Consider the following 17,509-nt stretch of genomic DNA (forward strand, 5'->3'; position numbering starts at 1 on the left):
AACGCCGAGGAGCCCGCCGGGGTTCCCGATCACGTACGGCGGCCGGGGCCGCCGTACGTTCACCCGCCGTAGACGTGGGGCGCGAGCGTCCCGACGAACGGCAGGTTGCGGTACTTCTCGGCGTAGTCCAGGCCGTAGCCCACGACGAACTCGTTGGGGATGTCGAAGCCGACCCATTCGACGTCGATGGCGACCTTGGCGGCCTCGGGCTTGCGCAGCAGCGTGCACACCTTGAGGGAGGCGGGCTCGCGCGAGCCGAGGTTGGAGATCAGCCAGGACAGCGTCAGGCCGGAGTCGATGATGTCCTCGACGATCAGGACGTGGCGGCCCTTGATGTCGGTGTCGAGGTCCTTGAGGATCCGCACCACACCCGAGGACTGCGTGCCCGCCCCGTACGAGGACACGGCCATCCAGTCCATCGTGACGGGGGTGGACAGCGCCCGGGCGAGGTCGGCCATCACCATCACCGCGCCCTTGAGCACGCCGACGATCAGCAGGTCCTTGCCCGCGTACTCCGCGTCGATCTTCGCCGCCAGCTCCGTCAGCTTGGCGTCGATGTCTTCCTTGGTGATGAGCACCTTCTCGAGGTCGGCACCCATGTCGTTCGCGTCCACCCGCATCACTTTCGGTCGTCCCACCGGCCGGTCCGGTCCGCCCCGCGACTTTTCGGTCGGTGGGGTCCGGATTCAGCCCTGCCGAATCACCAGTCTGCCACCCTGCCGGCGGGCGACGACCCGGCCGGGGAGATTGATGGCCCCCTGACCGCGCCAGCCGGTGACCAGCCGGTCGACCTCCTCGATGTGGCGGGCGAACAGGGAACCGGCCGGTGCGCCGGCCTCGATGGCGGCCCGGCGCAGCACGCGGCGGCGCACGGCGGGCGGCAGGTCGTGCAGCGCGTCGCACTCCAGGCGGCCGTCTGCGTCGCGGACGCCGGCCGCGGCCCTCCCGGCCCAGGCGTCGAGGGCGTCGGCGTCGTCACGGGAGAGCTGGGCCGTACGGGCGAGGGCCTCGACGACGCCCTTGCCGAGGGCCTTCTCCAGAGCGGGCAGGCCCTCGTGGCGCAGCCGGGAGCGGGTGTAGGCGGGGTCGGTGTTGTGCGGGTCGTCCCAGACGGGCAGGGACTGGACCAGGCAGGCCTTGCGGGCGGTCTGGCGGTCGAGCTGGAGGAAGGGGCGCCGGTAACGGCCGTCGGCCCCCGAGACCGCGGCCATGCCGGAGAGGGAACGGATGCCGGAGCCGCGGGCGAGGCCGAGCAGCACCGTCTCGGCCTGGTCGTCGCGGGTGTGGCCGAGCAGGACGGCGGCGGCGCGGTGGCGCTCGGCGGCGGCGTCGAGGGCGGCGTAGCGGGCGTCCCGGGCGGCGGCCTCGGGGCCTCCGGCGCGGCCGACGGTGACGGCGACCGACTCGACGGGTTCCAGGCCGAGTTCGCGCAGCCGGGAGGCGACCTCGGCGGCGCGGAGGTCGGAGCCCGCCTGGAGGCCGTGGTCGACGGTGACGCCGCCGGCGCGCAGTCCGGCGCGGGGGGCTTCGAAGGCGAGGGCGGAGGCGAGCGCCATGGAGTCGGCGCCGCCGGAGCAGGCCGCGAGCACGAGCGGGGAGGAGGACCGCTCGTCGGGCGTGAGGCGGCCGGGCGTCCGGCCGTGTTCGGCGAGGAGGTCGTTCAGGACGCGGCGGACCGCCAGGCGTATCGCCGCGACCGCAGGATGGGGACCCATGTCCGGTTCCCTTCTGATGATGTCCGGGGGGGGTGAGCCCGGGGGTCGGTCACGCAGAGTGTGTAGATGGTGACAGAACCGGGCCGTTCCCCGAGCATTGCACGCCTGCCGGGGGCCCACGGTCCCTCGGACGGGTGATTGGCGGGGCGTCCGTCTGCCGCCGCCGGGACGCCCCGCGCGACGGGGGCGCGGTACCTATGCCTCCGGTTTGCGGTGCACCCGTGTGATCCAGTCCGCCGGTTTGCCGATCTCCGCCTTGGTGGGGAGGGTGTTCGGCGACGTCCACACCCGGTTGAAGCCCTCCATGCCGACCTCGTCGACGACCGCGCGGACGAAGCGCTCGCCGTCGCGGTACTGGCGGAGCTTGGCGTCCAGGCCGAGCAGCTTGCGCAGCGCCATGTCCAGGCGGGAGGCGCCCTTGGCGCGGCGCTGCTGGAACTTCTCGCGGATCTCGGCGACGCTCGGCACGACCTCGGGGCCGACGCCGTCCATCACGTAGTCGGCGTGGCCCTCCAGCAGCGACATCACGGCGGTGAGCCGGCCGAGGATCTCCCGCTGGGCGGGGGTCTGCACGATCTCCACGAGGGAGCGGCCCTCGTCGCCCTCCTCGCCCTCCTCGCCCTCGGGACGCCCGCCGACCAGCGACTGCGCGGCCTCGCGGACCCGTTCCAGCACGGTCATCGGGTCGACGTCGGTCTCGGCGAGGAACGCCTGGATCTCGCCCTCGAGGTGGTCCCGCAGCCAGGGCACGGCCGTGAACTGGGTGCGGTGCGTCTCCTCGTGGAGCGTCACCCACAGCCGGAAGTCGTGGGGCTCCACGTCGAGTTCGCGCTCGACGTGGACGATGTTGGGGGCGACGAGGAGCAGCCGTCCGCCGCCGTTCGCGCCGGCCGGGAGGTCCCGGGTCGCGGGGGCGAACGTCTCGTACTGGCCGAGGACGCGGGACGCCAGGAACGACAGCAGCATGCCCAGTTCCACGCCGGTGACCTTGCCGCCGACGGCGCCCATCACCACGTTGCCGGGGCTCGTGCCGCGCCGCTCCTGCATCTTGTCGAGCAGGGGCTTGAGCAGTTCGCGGAAGCCGGCGACGTTGGCCTTCACCCAGCCGGGGCGGTCCACCACGAGGAGGGGCGTGTCATGGGTCTCGGGCGTGCCGAGGTTCGTGAAGCCGCGGACGTGCTCCTCCGCGGCGCGCGCGTGGCGGCGGAGCTCCGCGACGACGGCGCGGGCCTCGTCCCGGCTGACGTCTGGGCCCGGCCGCATGAGCCTGGTCGCGGTCGCGACCGCGAGGTTCCAGTCGACCATGCCGGATGAGGCAGCACCACCGATGCTCGTCATGTGTCAACGGTACGTGAGGGGTGGGGAAACGGGCAGATCGATACAGCCCGCGGCTGGGCAACGCCCCGTAGGGGCGCGGGGAACCGCGCGGGGTCCGGGGCCGAAGCCCCCGAAGTGGGCGGGGAGCCGCCCTCGCCTCCGGGGCGCGCTGGTGCTTGGGGCGCCTGGACGTGCGGCGTCCTGCCCTCCCGTCCTCGGGGCTCCGCCCCCGGACCCCCGTTCGCGCAGTTCCCCGCGCCCCTGACAGGCGTCCTCGCCCACGGCCCCCCGGAAGGCGCCGCTCCCGCCCGACGGGGCGTACCTCCTTGCCCGCGGCCCCAAGTCATGCGGCCCACGGCTCCGCAGAGGCGTCCTCGTCTCCGTCCCTCGGAAGGCGCCGCCCGCGCCCGAGAAGGCGCCGCCCCACCCGCGTCCCGGAAGGCGCCCTACGGCGTCCGGCACCCGCACGTCGCCAAAGCTGTCGCGGCCTTGTCCAGGGCCCTCTGGGCCGCCTCCGTGCCCACCGTGTCGTTCGCGAGGAACGCGAAGGCCAGCAGGCGGCCGTCGCGGTCGACGACCGTGCCGGCGAGGGTGTTGACGCCCGTCAGGGTGCCGGTCTTGGCGCGGACCACGCCCGCCGCTCCGTCCGCGTAGCGGCTGGACAGGGTGCCGGTGAAGCCGGCGACGGGGAGGCCCGTCAGGGCGGAGCGGAGTTCCGGGTGGGCGGGGTCGCCCGCCTTGACCAGCAGGGCGGTCAGCAGGTCGGCCGTGAGCCGGCCGCCCCGGTCCAGCCCGCTGCCGTCCTTGATCACGACGCCCTTCACGGGCAGTTTCAGCTGCTTCAGGCGCGCCGTGACCGCCGCACCCGCTCCCGCGAAGTCCGCGGGCTTGCCGGTGGCCACCGCGGTGTGCCGGGCGAGCGCCTCGGCGAGGTCGTTGTCGCTGTTGGTCAGCATGCGCTCGACGAGCGAGGAGAGCGGCGGCGAGGAGACCGTCGCCAACGTGCTCGCGCGCGTGGACGACTTCGACGGGCCGGGCGGCGTCGCCGTGATCCCGTGCTCCTTCAGCAGGTCGCCGAACTTCCGGGCGGCGTCCGCCGCGGGGTCGGGGACGCGCGTGACGGGTCCGCTGGAGGAGTCGTCGGTGCGGCCCTCGTCGGCCATGAGGGGCGTGACGGCGGCGAGGTTCGCGTTGACCCCGATCGGGTGGGTCGTACCGCCCTTGTAGAGGGTCGTGTCGTACGACAGCGTCACCTTCCGCACGCCCCGCTTGGCGAGGGCGGCCGCGGTGCGCGCGGCCAGGTCGCGCAGGCTCGCGGAGCCCTTGGCCTTCTTGCGGGCGGTGAGCGTGGGGTCGCCGCCGCCGACCAGCACGACCTCCTTGGTGTCGGGCTCGTAGACCGTACGGGTGGTGAGCCGGTGGTCGGGCCCCAGCGCGGACAGCGCGGCGACCGCGGTCGCGATCTTCGTGGTGGAGGCGGGGGTGAGCGCGTTCGAGGAGTCCGCGCCGTACAGGCGCCGCCCGGTCGCGGCGTCGACCACGGCGGCCGAGCGGCGGCCGAGCGCCGGGTCCTTCAGCAGCGGGTCGAGGACGGAGGCGAGCGCCTTCCCGGCGGGCGCGGACCGCGCGGCGGTGGCGGTGCCGCCCAGTCCGGTGAGCACGGACGGGGCGGGCGGCGCCTCCCGCGGTCCGCGCGGCGGGGTGCCGGCGCGTGCCCGGGAGCCGTCGTGATCTGTGCCACGCGAGGCTTCCAGGGCCACGGCCCGGTGCCGCTCGGCCGTACGCTGACCCGTGGAGTCCCAGGGGCCGGCGGCGGTCGCCACTCCCGCGGCCAGCGCCAGACCGGCGGTGGCGGCGGTCGCGGTGTACCACCCGGTTCCGGGCCGCGCGACCCGTGGGGCCTGCGGCGATCCCGGCCGGCGCCCCCTGGTGAACCACGGCCCGGTGGCCGCGGCGACCCTCGCCAGACGCGGTCGTACGGCGTCCGCGATCCGCACGACGTGCGGTCCCGCGGCCCGCCAAGGCCTCAGCTCTGGCACGACCACCAGCCCCTTTCGCGATCACACACCTGCGTGAGGGACACTTAACCACCAGAACGATGTGCTGATCATGGAGGAGCGTCCGGTGGAGTTCGACGTCACGATCGAGATCCCGAAGGGTTCGCGGAACAAGTACGAGGTGGACCACGAGACGGGTCGGATCCGCCTGGACCGTCGGCTCTTCACCTCGACCGCCTACCCGACCGACTACGGCTTCGTCGAGAACACCCTCGGCGAGGACGGCGACCCGCTGGACGCGCTGGTCATCCTGGACGAGCCGACGTTCCCGGGCTGCCTCATCCGCTGCCGCGCCGTCGGCATGTTCCGCATGACCGACGAGGCCGGCGGCGACGACAAGCTGCTGTGCGTCCCGTCGACGGACCCGCGTGTGGAGCACCTGCGGGACATCCACCACGTGTCGGAGTTCGACCGTCTGGAGATCCAGCACTTCTTCGAGGTCTACAAGGACCTGGAGCCGGGCAAGTCGGTCGAGGGAGCCAACTGGGTGGGCCGGGTCGAGGCCGAGGCCGAGATCGAGCAGTCCTACAAGCGCTTCAAGGAGCAGGGCGGCCACTGAGCCCCCGCGCCACGCGTCGTGACGACGGGCCGCACGCCAGCGCGTGCGGCCCGTCGTCGCGCTGTGTGCGCATACCGACGCGACAGAGGGCACACTGAAGGACGGTGTCGTCAGCAGGGAGAGAAAGGCACGTGACGGACGCGGAGGACCGCAAGCCGCAGTCGGACGAGGCGAGGAGCGCCTTCGTACCCCCTTCCGGTCTCGCGGCGCCGGCCGACAGCGAGTCGTCGACCACGTCCGAGTTCGCCCTGCCCGACGGGCTGGCCGCGCCCAAGCCGGTACCGGAGTCCGAGACCACCTCGGAATTCGCCCTTCCGGACGGTCTGGACGTCGCCCCGGCCCCGCAGCACGAGCCGGAGGGCTCGGCGTTCAGCACACCGAAGACCTACAGCGCCCGGCAGACCGCGTTCACCCCGCCGACCGGTGTCCCGCTGGTCCGGCTGACCAAGGACGTGCCCTGGCAGGACCGGATGCGCACGATGCTGCGCATGCCGGTGACCGAGCGGCCCGCCCCGGAGCCGGTGCAGCGGCACGACGAGTCCGGCCCTGCGGTGCCGCGCGTGCTCGACCTGAGCCTGCGTATCGGGGAGCTGCTGCTGGCCGGCGGCGAGGGCGCCGAGGACGTGGAGGCGGCGATGTTCGCCGTGTGCCGCTCCTACGGCCTGGACCGCTGCGAGCCCACCGTCACCTTCACCCTGCTCTCGGTCTCCTACCAGCCGTCCCTGGTCGACGACCCGGTGACGGCCTCCCGCACGGTGCGCCGCCGCAGCCCCGACTACACCCGGCTGGCGGCCGTCTACCAGCTGGTGGACGACCTCAGCGACGACGAGACCCAGGTGACGCTGGAGGAGGCGTACCGGCGGCTGGCGGAGATCCGCCGTAACCGGCACCCCTACCCGGGCTGGGCGCTGACGGCCGCGAGCGGGCTGCTCGCGGGCTCCGCCTCGGTGCTGGTCGGCGGTGGTCTGCTGGTGTTCGTCGCGGCGGCGCTCGGCGCCATGCTCGGCGACCGGCTGGCCTGGCTGTGCGCCGGGCGCGGGCTGCCGGAGTTCTACCAGTTCACGGTGGCCGCGACGCCGCCCGCCGCGATCGGGGTGGCGCTGACGCTGGCGCACGCGGACGTGAGGGCGTCCGCGGTGATCACCGGCGGGCTGTTCGCGCTGCTGCCCGGACGGGCGCTGGTGGCAGGCGTGCAGGACGGTCTGACCGGCTTCTACATCACGGCGTCGGCGCGTCTGCTGGAGGTGCTGTACTTCTTCGTCGCCATCGTGATCGGCGTGCTGACGGTGCTGTACTTCGGCGTGCAGCTGGGCGCCAACCTGGTGCCGGACGCGGCGCTAGGCGGGTCGGACCCGCAGCCCGTGCTCCAGATCGCCGCGTCCCTCGGACTGTCGCTGGCCTTCGCCGTGCTGCTCCAGCAGGAACGGTCCACCGTGCTGATGGTGACGCTGAACGGCGGCGTCGCCTGGGTGGTGTACGGGGCGATGCACTACACGGGCGACATCTCGCCGGTGGCGTCCACGGCGGTGGCGGCCGGTCTGGTCGGCCTGTTCGGACAGCTGCTGGCCCGCTACCAGTTCGCGTCCGCGCTGCCGTACACCACGGCCGCGATCGGCCCGCTGCTGCCCGGTTCGGCCACGTACTTCGGTCTGCTGGGCATCGCGCAGAACGAGGTCGACTCGGGTCTGACGTCGCTCACCAAGGCGGTGGCGCTGGCGATGGCCATCGCGATCGGGGTGAACCTCGGTTCGGAGATCTCCCGGCTGTTCCTGCGGATCGGCTCCGAGGAGAAGCGACGGGCGGCGAAGCGGACGCGAGGTTTCTGACCCGCGCTCCGCCCGCCGCCCGGCAGGGTTCTCCGTGCTCAGTAGCCGCCGTTGTAGGGCTGCTGTCGGTCGTACTGCTGGTTGTACTGCTGCTGGTCGTTGCCGTACGGCTGCTGAGGCGGCTGCTGCTGCGGGTAGCCGTTCGGCCGGCCGCCGTAGGGCTGCTGGGGCTGCTGCTGCGGGTAGCCGCCCTGGCCGCCGTACTGGCGCGGTCCGGGCTGCTGGGGCGCGGCGGCCGGGGCGATGCGGCGCAGCTGGGTGGTGGCGTCGTCCATGACCGGCGGCTGCGGGTGCTGGGCGGCGGCCGGGGCCTCGGCGGCGGCGCGCTTCTTCTTCCCGCGCTCCCGCAGGTACTCGATGATGATCGGCACCACGGAGACGACGACGATCAGGACGAGGATCGCCTCGACGTTGTTCTTGATGAACCCGATCTGGCCCAGCCAGTAACCGGCGAGCGTGACGCCCGTGCCCCAGGCGACACCGCCGATGACGTTGTACGTGAGGAACGTGCGGTACTTCATCCGGCCGGCGCCGGCCACGATGGGCGCGAACGTCCGCACGATGGGCACGAAGCGGGCCAGGACGATCGCCTTGGGCCCGTACTTCTCCATGAACTCGTGGGCCTTCTCCAGGTTCTCCTGCTTGAAGAGCTTGGAGTTCGGACGGCTGAACAGCCGGGGTCCGAAGAACTTGCCGATCATGTAGCCGACCTGGTCGCCGATGACGGCGGCGAGCACGATCAGCGTGCAGACCAGCCACAGCGGCTGACTGATGTAGGTGCCCTCGGCCACGAAGAGACCCGCCGTGAACAGCAGGGAGTCGCCGGGCAGGAACGCGAAGAGTCCGGATTCCGCGAAGACGATCAGCAGGATGCCGGGGAGGCTGAAGGTCTCGATGAGGTAGTCCGGGCTCAGCCACTCGGGGCCGAGCGCAAGCGTGGTCACGGGGATGTGGCTCCTGCAGCTGGGGGTCAAGGGCGGGGCTGGCTGCCCAAATTATGAACGCAGCCGTCGAGGCCCAGGTTCCGCGGGGGTACCCAGGATGCACTGTGCCCCGCCCCGGGGAAAGCCGCGAGCCGGCGCCGCGGGGCAATCGCCGCTGGTCGTGGCCCGGTGCGGCCGGGCCACGACCGGTCAGGCGGTGTGCCGTACGGCGTTGGCGAGGATCGCGTCCCGCATGTACGCGGCGAGACCGGGCCTCGCCTGGTCGATGGTGCGCGTGAACCGCTCGTCGTTGACGTACATCTCGCCCAGACAGGTGTGCATCTCGTAGCCGCAGTCGTAGTGGTTGCGGGAGATGCCCCGGCGGTGGTCCTCGGCGACGTCCATCGCCGCCTCGGAGTCCGCCGGCTCGCCCGCCTCCATCAGGGCGACGAAGCGCCGGGTGAGGTCGTCGATCTCGTTCTGGATCCGCTGCCAGTCCTCCTTGGTGTAGGAAGCCGTCCGCTCCCGCGACTGGCGGTACGCGTCGGTGTCGCCCCAGCGCTCCTGGACCTCCTCCTGGTACTGGTCGGGGTCGAAGTCGCCGAAGACCTCGAACTTCTCCTCGGGGGTCAGGTTGATTCCCATCGTGCGCGCCTCCATGGCCTGTTCCACGGCCTCCGCCATCTTCTGCAGCCTCTCGATCCGGGCGGTCAGCAGTTCGTGCTGGCGGCGCAGATGCGCGCGCGGGTCCGCGTCCGGGTCGTCGAGCAGGGCGGCGACCTCGTCGAGCGGGAAGCCGAGCTCGCGGTAGAACAGGATCTGCTGCAGCCGGTCGAGGTCGGCGTCGCTGTACCGCCGGTGCCCCGCGTGGCTGCGCTCGCTCGGCACGAGCAGGCCGATGGCGTCGTAGTGGTGCAGTGTGCGCACCGTGACCCCGGCGAAACCGGCCACCTGTCCTACGGACCAGCTCATGTCCGCTCCTTTCCCTTGCGCGCTCCAGGCTGGGTCCTCACGCCACGTGAGGTGCAAGCGGGTTACCGGTTTATCCCTTTCGCCCCCTTTATCGTGTGCGCGTGGCCCAGGACAGCACGCAGCCGGCGCCCGGCACCGCCCCGGCGGCCTCGGCACGCGCCCTCCTGCCGACCATCGTGCCCGCGCTGCTGGTCGGCGTGGTGACGAGCCTGGTCCTGCTGGGGGTGAGCGCGGCCGCCGAGGAGCTGCAGCACGCGCTCTGGCAGGACCTGCCGGACGCGCTCGGCGTCGGCCGGTACTCCGTGGCGTGGATGTTCGCGATGCTGACCGCCACCGGTGTCGCGGTCGGCCTCGTGGTGTGGAAGGTCCCCGGGCACGCGGGCCCCGACCCGGCGACCACCGGTCTGGAGGCGCCGGTGCTGCCGCTCTCGGTGCTGCCCGGGCTGCTGCTGGTGACCGCGCTGGTCCTGGCCGGCGGGCCCAGCCTGGGACCGGAGAACCCGATCATCGCCGTCAACGTCTCGCTGGCGGTGTGGTTCGGCGCCCGCGTCTTCCCGGCGACGGCGCAGAGGGGCTGGGTGGCCCTGGCGGAGGCGGGGACCATCGGCGCGCTGTTCGGCACGCCGGTCGCCGCCGCGCTGGTGATCTCCGAGGCGCTGGCCGGGCAGCGGGTGAAGGGACAGCTGTGGGACAGCCTGTTCGCGCCGCTGGCCGCCGCGGGGGCGGGCGCGCTGACCACCACGCTGGTGTCGGCGCCGAGCTTCGACCTGCGTCTGCCGCCGTTCGGGCGGCCCGGCTGGGGCGACCTCCTCGCGTCGCTCGTGGTGGCCTCGGCGGGCGCGCTGCTCGGCATGTGCGCCGTGTACGCCTTCCCGTACGTGCACGGCGCGTTCCGGCGGCTGCGGCACCCGATGCTGATGCTCCCGGCCGGCGGGGTGGTGCTGGGCGCGCTCGCGGCTCTCGGCGGGCACCTCACCCTGTTCAAGGGACTCGACGAGATCGCCGAGCTGGCCGCCGACCCCGACGGCTGGACGGCGGGTGAGTTCGCCGTGATGACGGTGGTGAAGCTGGCCGCGCTGCTGGTCGCCGCGTCCTGCGGCTTCCGCGGCGGGCGGATCTTCCCGGCGGTGTTCGTGGGGACCGCGCTCGGTCTGTGCGCGCACGCGCTGGTGCCCGGGGTGCATCCCGCCGTCGGGGTGTCCGCGGGCGTCCTGGGTCTGCTGCTCGCCGTCACCCGGCAGGGCTGGGTGAGCCTGTTCGTCGCGGCCGTCCTGGTCGCCTCCCCCGGCATGCTCGCCCTGCTCTGTGTCGCCTCCCTCCCCGCCTGGCTGCTCGTCACCGGCCGCCCGCACATGCAGCTGCGGCCGGACGGGACGGCCGTCAGGTGACCCCCGCTCCCCCGGCGGACCCGCCCGGGCCGCCCGACCCCTACGGAGGACCCATGCCGCTGCACCCCGGCCGGCCGGCCGGTGAACGCCCGCTGTCCGTCAACCCCTTCCTGGGGCCCGCGAACCCGGTCGGGGGATGACCGAGGCGCCGCCCAAGCACCGGCTCCCCGACGGGCCGATGGCCCCGTCGACGGCGTACCAGCTGGTGCACGACGAGCTGATGCTGGACGGCAACGCGCGGCTGAACCTGGCCACCTTCGTCACCACCTGGATGGAGCCGGAGGCCGGGGTGCTGATGATGGAGTGCCGCGACAAGAACATGATCGACAAGGACGAGTACCCGCGCACCGCCGAGCTGGAGCGGCGCTGCGTGGCGATGCTCGCCGACCTGTGGAACGCGCCCGACCCGGCGAGCGCCGTGGGCTGTTCGACCACCGGGTCCAGCGAGGCGTGCATGCTGGCGGGCCTCGCCCTGAAGCGGCGCTGGGCCCTGCGCAACGCGGACCGGTACCCGTCGCGTGAGGCCCGTCCCAACCTGGTGATGGGCGTCAACGTCCAGGTGTGCTGGGACAAGTTCTGCACGTTCTTCGAGGTGGAGCCCCGTCAGGTGCCCATGGAGGGCGACCGGTTCCACATCGACCCGGCGGCCGCGGCGGAGCTGTGCGACGAGAACACCATCGGGGTCGTCGGCATCCTGGGCTCCACCTTCGACGGGTCCTACGAGCCGGTCGCCGAGCTGTGCGCGGCCCTGGACGGCCTCCAGGAACGCACGGGCCTGGACGTCCCCGTGCACGTCGACGGGGCGTCCGGGGCGATGATCGCGCCGTTCCTCGACGAGGACCTGGTGTGGGACTTCCGCCTGGAGCGGGTGGCGTCCGTCAACACCTCGGGGCACAAGTACGGGCTGGTCTACCCGGGCGTGGGCTGGGTGCTGTGGCGGGACGCGGCGGCGCTGCCCGAGGAGCTGGTGTTCCGGGTGAACTACCTGGGCGGCGACATGCCCACCTTCGCGCTGAACTTCTCCCGGCCGGGCGCCCAGGTGGTGGCGCAGTACTACTCCTTCCTGCGGCTGGGCCGGGACGGCTACCGCGCGGTGCAGCAGGCCGCGCGGGACGTGGCCACGGGACTGTCCGCACGGATCGGGGCGCTGGGCGACTTCCGGCTGCTCACCCGGGGCGACGAGCTGCCGGTGTTCGCGTTCACCACCGCGCCGGACGTGACGTCGTTCGACGTGTTCGACGTGTCGCGGCGGCTGCGGGAAAACGGCTGGCTGGTGCCCGCGTACACCTTCCCGGCGAACCGTCAGGACCTCGCCGTACTGCGGGTGGTGTGCCGCAACGGCTTCTCCGAGGACCTCGCCGACCTGTTCGCCGAGGACCTGACCCGGCTGCTGCCGGACCTGCGGAGCCAGTCGCGCCCCCTCACGCGGGACCGGAACGCGGCGACCGGGTTCCACCACTGAGCCGCGCGGTCCGGCTCCTCCGCCGTACGGGAGCCGGACCGCGCGCGCCCTACCTGCTCAGCCGGGCGAACCGCCGTACCGCCAGCGGGAAGAACACCGCGAGCAGCGCGAGGGGCCACAGGACCGCGGCCGCCGCGTGCCCGGACTCGGCGCCCGGCACGCCGAACAGGTGCCGTACGGCCTCGGCCGTGTGGGAGATCGGGTTCCACCGCACGACCGTCGCCAGCCAGCCGGGCATCGAGCCGGGGACGGCGAACACGGTGGACAGGAAGCCGAACGGCCAGACCAGGATCTGCACCGCCTGCACCATCTCCGGCCTGCCCGCCACCAGCGCCAGCTGGATGCCGGCCCACAGCATCGCGAACCGGAGCAGCAGGAGCAGCCCCACCGCGCCCAGGAACGCGGCCGGCCCCGCGTGCGTGCGCCAGCCGAGCGCGGCGGCCACGGCGAGCAGCACCGTGAGGCCGAGGACCGACTGGAGCATGTCGGCGGCGGCGCGGCCCACCAGTACCGCGCCGTCGGCCATCGGCATGGACCGGAAGCGGTCGACGACCCCCTTGTTCATGTCCTGGGTGACGGCGATCATCGTGCCCTCCAGGCCGAAGGCCATGCTGAGCGCGAGCATCCCCGGCAGCAGGTAGTCGAGGTAGTCGCCGTCCACCCCCCGGCCGCCGCCGATCAGGTAGCCGAACATCAGCAGCAGCATCACCGGGAAGACCAGGTTCACCACCACCGCGGCCGGCCGCCGTCCCCAGCGGGCCAGCTCCCTGCGGGTCATGGTCCAGGAGTCGGTCAGTGCGTACGCCGTGCTGCTCACGCTGTCTCCTTCACTCGCTCGTCGTGCCCGGTGAGGTGCAGGAACACCTCGTCGAGCGTGGGCCTGCGCAGGGCGACGTCCTCGGCCTCGACGCCGGCCTCGCCCAGGGCGCGCACCACGGCCGTGAGGGCCGCCATGCGGTCGGTGACCGGCGCGCTCAGCAGCCGCCGGTCGGCGTCCACGACGACCGACTCCCGCGGTACGGGCAGCAGGCCGGCCGCCGTCTCCAGCTGTCCGGCGTCGCGCAGCACCACGTCGACGCGGTCGCCGCCGGTGGCCGTCTTGAGCTCGTCCACCGTGCCGTCCGCGACGACCCTGCCGGAGTCCACCACCGACACCCGGTCGGCGAGCCGGTCGGCCTCCTCCAGGTACTGCGTGGTGAGCAGGACCGTGGTCCCGCCGCCGACCAGGGAGCGCACCGCGTCCCACACCTCGGCGCGGCCGCGCGGGTCGAGTCCGGTGGTCGGCTCGTCCAGGAAGAGCACCTCCGGTTCGGTGATCAGGGAGGCGGCGAGGTCGAGCCGGCGCCGCATGCCGCCGCTGTACGTGCCCACCGCCTTCGCGCCGGTGCCGGAGAGCTCGAAGCGCTCCAGCAGTTCGTCCGCCCGGGCGCGGGCCCGGCGGGCGCCCAGGTGGTGGAGGCGGCCGAACAGTTCGAGGTTCTGCCGGCCGCCGAGTTCCTCGTCGAGCGCCGCGTGCTGGCCGAGCAGGCCGATCCGCAGACGCACCCGGTACGCCTCGCGCACCACGTCGTGCCCCGCGACCACGACCCGGCCGGAGTCGGGGCGGAGCAGGGTGGACAGGACCCGGACCAGGGTGGTCTTGCCCGCGCCGTTCGGCCCGAGCACCGCGTGGACCGTACCGCGGGCGACCGTGAGGTCGAGTCCGTCCAGTGCGGCCGTGCCCGGCCCCCTGGCTCCCCGGTACGTCTTGCGTGCTTCCTCGACGGTGATCGCCGCGTCGGACACTGAAGCCCCCTTCATTAGTCAAACTTGACTAGCGCCGCGCACCGTAATACCCGGGACCCTCACTCGTCAAACTTGATTACTCGGAATCGCCCGCGTGCGGCTGCCCTGTCGCGAACGGGTTCTCCTCGCCCTCGGCGAGCACGCCGACGAACGGCTCGCCCTCGCCGGCGAAGGTGTAGGCGCCGCCCCGGATGCGCGCGATGAGGCCACGCGTCCAGGAGGCCCCGGTGTCGGCCGAGTGGATCCAGAAATCCATGATCTCGCCGATGTGCCCCAGCTGCCCTGGCCCGTCCTCCGGGACGTAGTACTCCGTGACCGCCTTGCGCCACTCCTCGATCGACGCCAGCCGCCGCTCCAGCAGGGCCAGCGCCTCCTCGCGCTCCAGGTCGACCATCAGGCCGAGCCCGGCCGAGAGCACGTCCGGCTTCTGGTCGTAGGAGGTCAGCGCCTCGCGCAGCAGCCGGAAGTACTCCTCCGTGCCCTGCTCGGTGACCTCGTACTCGGTGCGCGGCGGGCCGCCGGCCGTGGAGGGGGCGGTCTCGTGCGCGACGAGCAGCCCCTGCTTGGCCATCTGCTTCAGCGCGTGGTAGATCGAGCCGGGCTTGGCGTTGGACCACTCGTGCGCGCCCCAGTACTCCAGGTCGTTGCGCACCTGGTAGCCGTGGGCCCGCCCGTGCTGGCGCACCGCGCCGAGCACGAGAAGACGGATCACTGACATGCCGACCAGCGTAGGCCGCCCCCGGACGGCGCCGGGAGCGGCCCAAGCGTGCGTGCGGGGCCGCTCAGAACGGGAAGCCGCTGCGGCCGTGCTGCACGGAGATCCACTTGGTGGTGGTGAAGGCGTCCAGCATGGTGTCGCCGTTGAGCCGGCCCACGCCCGAGTGCTTCTCGCCGCCGAACGGGACGATCGGCTCGTCGTGCACGGTGCCGTCGTTGACGTGGAACATCCCGGTGTCGATCCGCCGCGCGAACCGCACGCCCCGCTCGACGTCCGCGGTGTGCACGGCGCCGCTGAGTCCGTAGGGGGTGTCGTTCACGATGCGCACCGCCTCCTCCTCGCCGTCGAACGGGACGAGGAAGACGACGGGGCCGAAGACCTCCTGCCGCAGCAGGGCGGAGTCGGCGGGCAGCCCGGTGAGGACGGACGGCTCCACCAGGTTGTCGTGGCGCTCGCCGCGCACCAGGGCGGTGGCGCCCTCGGCGAGGGCCTGCTCGACGACGCCGGCGAGGGCGTCCGCCTGCCGGGAGTTGATCACCGGGCCGATGACGGTCTCCGGGTCGCGCGGGTCGCCGGCCTTGAGCGAACGCACCTTGGCGACGAACTTCTCGGTGAACTCGTCGGCCACCGCCCGGTCGACCAGGACGCGGTTGGCGGCCATGCAGACCTGGCCCTGGTGGACGTAGCGGCTGAACACGGCCGCGTCCACGGCGTAGTCCACGTCGGCGTCGTCCAGCACCACCAGCGCGCTGTTGCCGCCCAGTTCCAGCACCGCGCGCTTGAAGAGGGAGGCGCAGACGGTCGCGACGTGCCGGCCGACCTCGTCGGAGCCGGTGAAGGAGATCACCTTCGGCACCGGGTGCTCGAGGAAGGCGTCGCCTATCTCCGCGATGTCGGTGATGACGACGTTGAGCAGCCCGGCGGGCAGCCCCGCGTCCTCGAAGATCCTCGCGACCAGGGAGCCGCCGACGACCGGGGTGTTCTGGTGCGGCTTGAGCACCACGCCGTTGCCCAGCGCGAGCGCCGGAGCGACGGACTTCAGCGACAGCAGGAAGGGGAAGTTGAACGGGCTGATCACGCCGACCACACCGACCGGCTCCCGGTAGACGCGGTTCTCCTTGCCGTCCACCGGCGAGGGGATGATCCGGCCCTCGGGGGCCAGCGCCAGGTGCACCGACTCGCGCAGGAACTCCTTGGCGAGGTGCAGCTCGAAGGCCGCCTTCAGCCGGGTGCCGCCCAGTTCGGCGACGATCGCCTCGGCGATCTCCTCCTCGCGCTCCTCGACCAGCCGGAGCGCCCTCTCGAACACCGCGCGGCGGGCGTAGGGGTTGGTGGCCGCCCACTCCTTCTGCGCGCGGGCGGCCGCCCGGTACGCCTGGTCGACCTCGTCGACCGTGGCGATGGTGATCGACGCGAGCTTCTCGTCGTCGTAGGGGTTGAAGTCGATGATGTCCCAGGAGCCGGATCCCGGGCGCCACTGTCCGTCGATGTACTGCTGAGCCAGGTCGGTGAAGTACGACGACATGTGATCCCTCGATCCCTTGCTGCGTCAGCAGAAATACGATCAGCACACCGGGGTGTGATCACACGTCATCGTACTTGTGCGCAACGGTAGTTGAAGGGCACCTTGAGACAGTCGGGGACGTCGTCAGGACAGCTGGAGCAGTCCCCGGAGCAGGTCGCGGCTCTCGGCGGGACCCGGGCTGTCGTGCTGCAGCTCCTTGAGCGCCTTCTCGTACTGGGCCACGTCCTCGGGTTTGTCCAGGTACAGCGCGCTGGTGAGCTGCTCCAGGTACACCACGTCCGAGAGGTCGGGCTCGGGGAAGCTGAGGATGGTGAAGGCGCCGGACTCCCCGGAATGGCCGCCCATGCTGAACGGCACCACCTGGAGGCGGACGTTGGGCCGCTCGGAGACGTCGATCAGATGCCGGAGCTGCCCGCGCATCACCGCGCGGTCGCCGTACGGCCGGCGCAGCGCCGCCTCGTCGAGCACCACGTGGAACTCGGGGGCGTTCTCCGCGAGCAGGTACTTCTGCCGCTCCAGGCGCAGCGCCACCCGGCGCTCCACGTCGGCGTCGCTCGCGCTCTTCATGCCGCGCCGCACCACCGCGCGCGCGTACTCCTCGGTCTGCAGCAGACCGTGCACGAACTGCACCTCGTAGGCACGCAGCAGCGAGGCCGCGCCCTCCAGGCCGACATAGGTGGGGAACCAGCTGGGCAGGACGTCCGAGTAACTGTGCCACCAGCCCGCCACGTTGGCCTCCTTGGCGAGGGAGACCAGCGAGGCGCGCTCCTGCTCGTCCGTGATGCCGTACAGCGTCAGCAGGTCTTCCACGTCCCTGGTCTTGAAGCTCACCCGGCCCAGCTCCATCCGGCTGATCTTCGACTCGGAGGCGCGGATCGAGTAGCCCGCGGCCTCGCGCGTGATCCCCCGCGCCTCACGCAGTCGCCTGAGTTGTGATCCGAGCAGCATGCGCCGCACCACCGATCCCGGCTCTCCCGCGCTCACGTTCGACAGCCTCCCCGACGTCTTCAGGGCCCGCAGTCTGCCACTAAAACACTCCGAGCAGTACTCGCCCGATTACACAAACGGAATTCGGCCGCTCGATCCGGTCAGGAAGCGGCACGGAACGGGCACCGCACCGCAAGGAGGGGGACAAGAGAACAGCCAGGAGAAGACGCCCGGATGACGGAAAAATTGCCCAACAAACCAGAACGGCGGGGCTGATTTCGGTCAGCTGCACGTGCATCTGCCCTTGCATCTGGTGTGCGCATCCGAAACCATGG

General features: G+C 72.3%; 14 protein-coding genes and 1 pseudogene. 4 read left to right on the forward strand and 11 right to left on the reverse strand.

What is annotated here, in order from left to right:
* Window positions 1–59: 59 nt before the first annotated feature.
* The 4 genes from hpt to dacB form a co-directional block, all read right to left on the reverse strand.
* Window positions 60–620 carry a hypoxanthine phosphoribosyltransferase gene (hpt, locus tag ACQY0Z_RS05300; protein ID WP_189897747.1) on the reverse strand — a complete coding sequence of 187 codons (561 nt, stop codon included), beginning with the start codon at window positions 618–620 and terminating at the stop codon, window positions 60–62.
* Between the two features lie 66 nt (window positions 621–686).
* Window positions 687–1,715: a tRNA lysidine(34) synthetase TilS gene (tilS, locus tag ACQY0Z_RS05305; RefSeq protein ID WP_254587440.1), complete on the reverse strand. Its 1,029-nt coding sequence runs from the start codon at window positions 1,713–1,715 to the stop codon at window positions 687–689.
* A 195-nt stretch (window positions 1,716–1,910) separates the two neighbouring features.
* A complete protein-coding gene (locus tag ACQY0Z_RS05310) occupies window positions 1,911–3,053 on the reverse strand; it encodes a zinc-dependent metalloprotease (protein WP_189897446.1) in 1,143 nt (380 codons plus the stop codon).
* 425 nt (window positions 3,054–3,478) lie between these two features.
* On the reverse strand, window positions 3,479–5,077 hold the full coding sequence (dacB, locus tag ACQY0Z_RS05315; RefSeq protein ID WP_254587442.1) for a D-alanyl-D-alanine carboxypeptidase/D-alanyl-D-alanine endopeptidase: 1,599 nt from the start codon (window positions 5,075–5,077) through the stop codon (window positions 3,479–3,481).
* 79 nt (window positions 5,078–5,156) lie between these two features.
* On the opposite strand from dacB, the gene ACQY0Z_RS05320 reads away from it, so the two are divergent.
* Together ACQY0Z_RS05320 and ACQY0Z_RS05325 are read left to right on the forward strand one after the other, a co-directional pair.
* A complete protein-coding gene (locus ACQY0Z_RS05320; protein WP_026244076.1) occupies window positions 5,157–5,648 on the forward strand; it encodes an inorganic diphosphatase in 492 nt (163 codons plus the stop codon).
* 131 nt (window positions 5,649–5,779) lie between these two features.
* Window positions 5,780–7,474 carry a threonine/serine ThrE exporter family protein gene (locus tag ACQY0Z_RS05325; RefSeq protein ID WP_189897449.1) on the forward strand — a complete coding sequence of 565 codons (1,695 nt, stop codon included), beginning with the start codon at window positions 5,780–5,782 and terminating at the stop codon, window positions 7,472–7,474.
* A 38-nt stretch (window positions 7,475–7,512) separates the two neighbouring features.
* Here the strand turns inward: ACQY0Z_RS05325 and ACQY0Z_RS05330 are convergent, their stop codons facing one another.
* Both ACQY0Z_RS05330 and ACQY0Z_RS05335 read right to left on the reverse strand, forming a co-directional pair.
* The gene (locus ACQY0Z_RS05330; protein WP_189897451.1) at window positions 7,513–8,418 is read right to left on the reverse strand and encodes a DedA family protein; all 906 of its coding nucleotides are present in this window, start codon (window positions 8,416–8,418) and stop codon (window positions 7,513–7,515) included.
* Window positions 8,419–8,607: 189 nt separating this feature from the next.
* Window positions 8,608–9,369 (reverse strand): MerR family transcriptional regulator, encoded by a 762-nt coding sequence (locus tag ACQY0Z_RS05335; protein WP_189897453.1) that lies wholly within the window; start codon window positions 9,367–9,369, stop codon window positions 8,608–8,610.
* Window positions 9,370–9,470: 101 nt separating this feature from the next.
* On the opposite strand from ACQY0Z_RS05335, the gene ACQY0Z_RS05340 reads away from it, so the two are divergent.
* Together ACQY0Z_RS05340 and ACQY0Z_RS05345 are read left to right on the forward strand one after the other, a co-directional pair.
* Complete coding sequence (locus ACQY0Z_RS05340) at window positions 9,471–10,757, forward strand: ion channel protein (RefSeq protein WP_381727776.1); 1,287 nt, start codon at window positions 9,471–9,473, stop codon at window positions 10,755–10,757.
* 53 nt (window positions 10,758–10,810) lie between these two features.
* Window positions 10,811–12,219, forward strand: a pseudogene (locus ACQY0Z_RS05345) (glutamate decarboxylase).
* Between the two features lie 49 nt (window positions 12,220–12,268).
* Here the strand turns inward: ACQY0Z_RS05345 and ACQY0Z_RS05350 are convergent.
* The 5 genes from ACQY0Z_RS05350 to ACQY0Z_RS05370 form a co-directional block, all read right to left on the reverse strand.
* Window positions 12,269–12,997, reverse strand: coding sequence for an ABC transporter permease (locus ACQY0Z_RS05350; RefSeq protein ID WP_189897748.1), 729 nt, complete (start codon window positions 12,995–12,997; stop codon window positions 12,269–12,271).
* Between the two features lie 35 nt (window positions 12,998–13,032).
* Window positions 13,033–14,004: an ATP-binding cassette domain-containing protein gene (locus ACQY0Z_RS05355; protein WP_189897457.1), complete on the reverse strand. Its 972-nt coding sequence runs from the start codon at window positions 14,002–14,004 to the stop codon at window positions 13,033–13,035.
* 76 nt (window positions 14,005–14,080) lie between these two features.
* Entirely contained in the window at window positions 14,081–14,722 is a 642-nt protein-coding gene (locus ACQY0Z_RS05360; protein ID WP_347226194.1) for a PadR family transcriptional regulator, read from the reverse strand.
* 64 nt (window positions 14,723–14,786) lie between these two features.
* Window positions 14,787–16,247, reverse strand: coding sequence for an aldehyde dehydrogenase family protein (locus tag ACQY0Z_RS05365; protein WP_439811898.1), 1,461 nt, complete (start codon window positions 16,245–16,247; stop codon window positions 14,787–14,789).
* 123 nt (window positions 16,248–16,370) lie between these two features.
* The gene (locus ACQY0Z_RS05370) at window positions 16,371–17,195 is read right to left on the reverse strand and encodes a helix-turn-helix domain-containing protein (protein ID WP_189897749.1); all 825 of its coding nucleotides are present in this window, start codon (window positions 17,193–17,195) and stop codon (window positions 16,371–16,373) included.
* Between the last annotated feature and the right edge of the window lie 314 nt (window positions 17,196–17,509).

It is taken from the genome of Streptomyces sp. P9-2, from assembly GCF_051903975.1.
Lineage (GTDB): Bacteria > Actinomycetota > Actinomycetes > Streptomycetales > Streptomycetaceae > Streptomyces > Streptomyces cellulosae.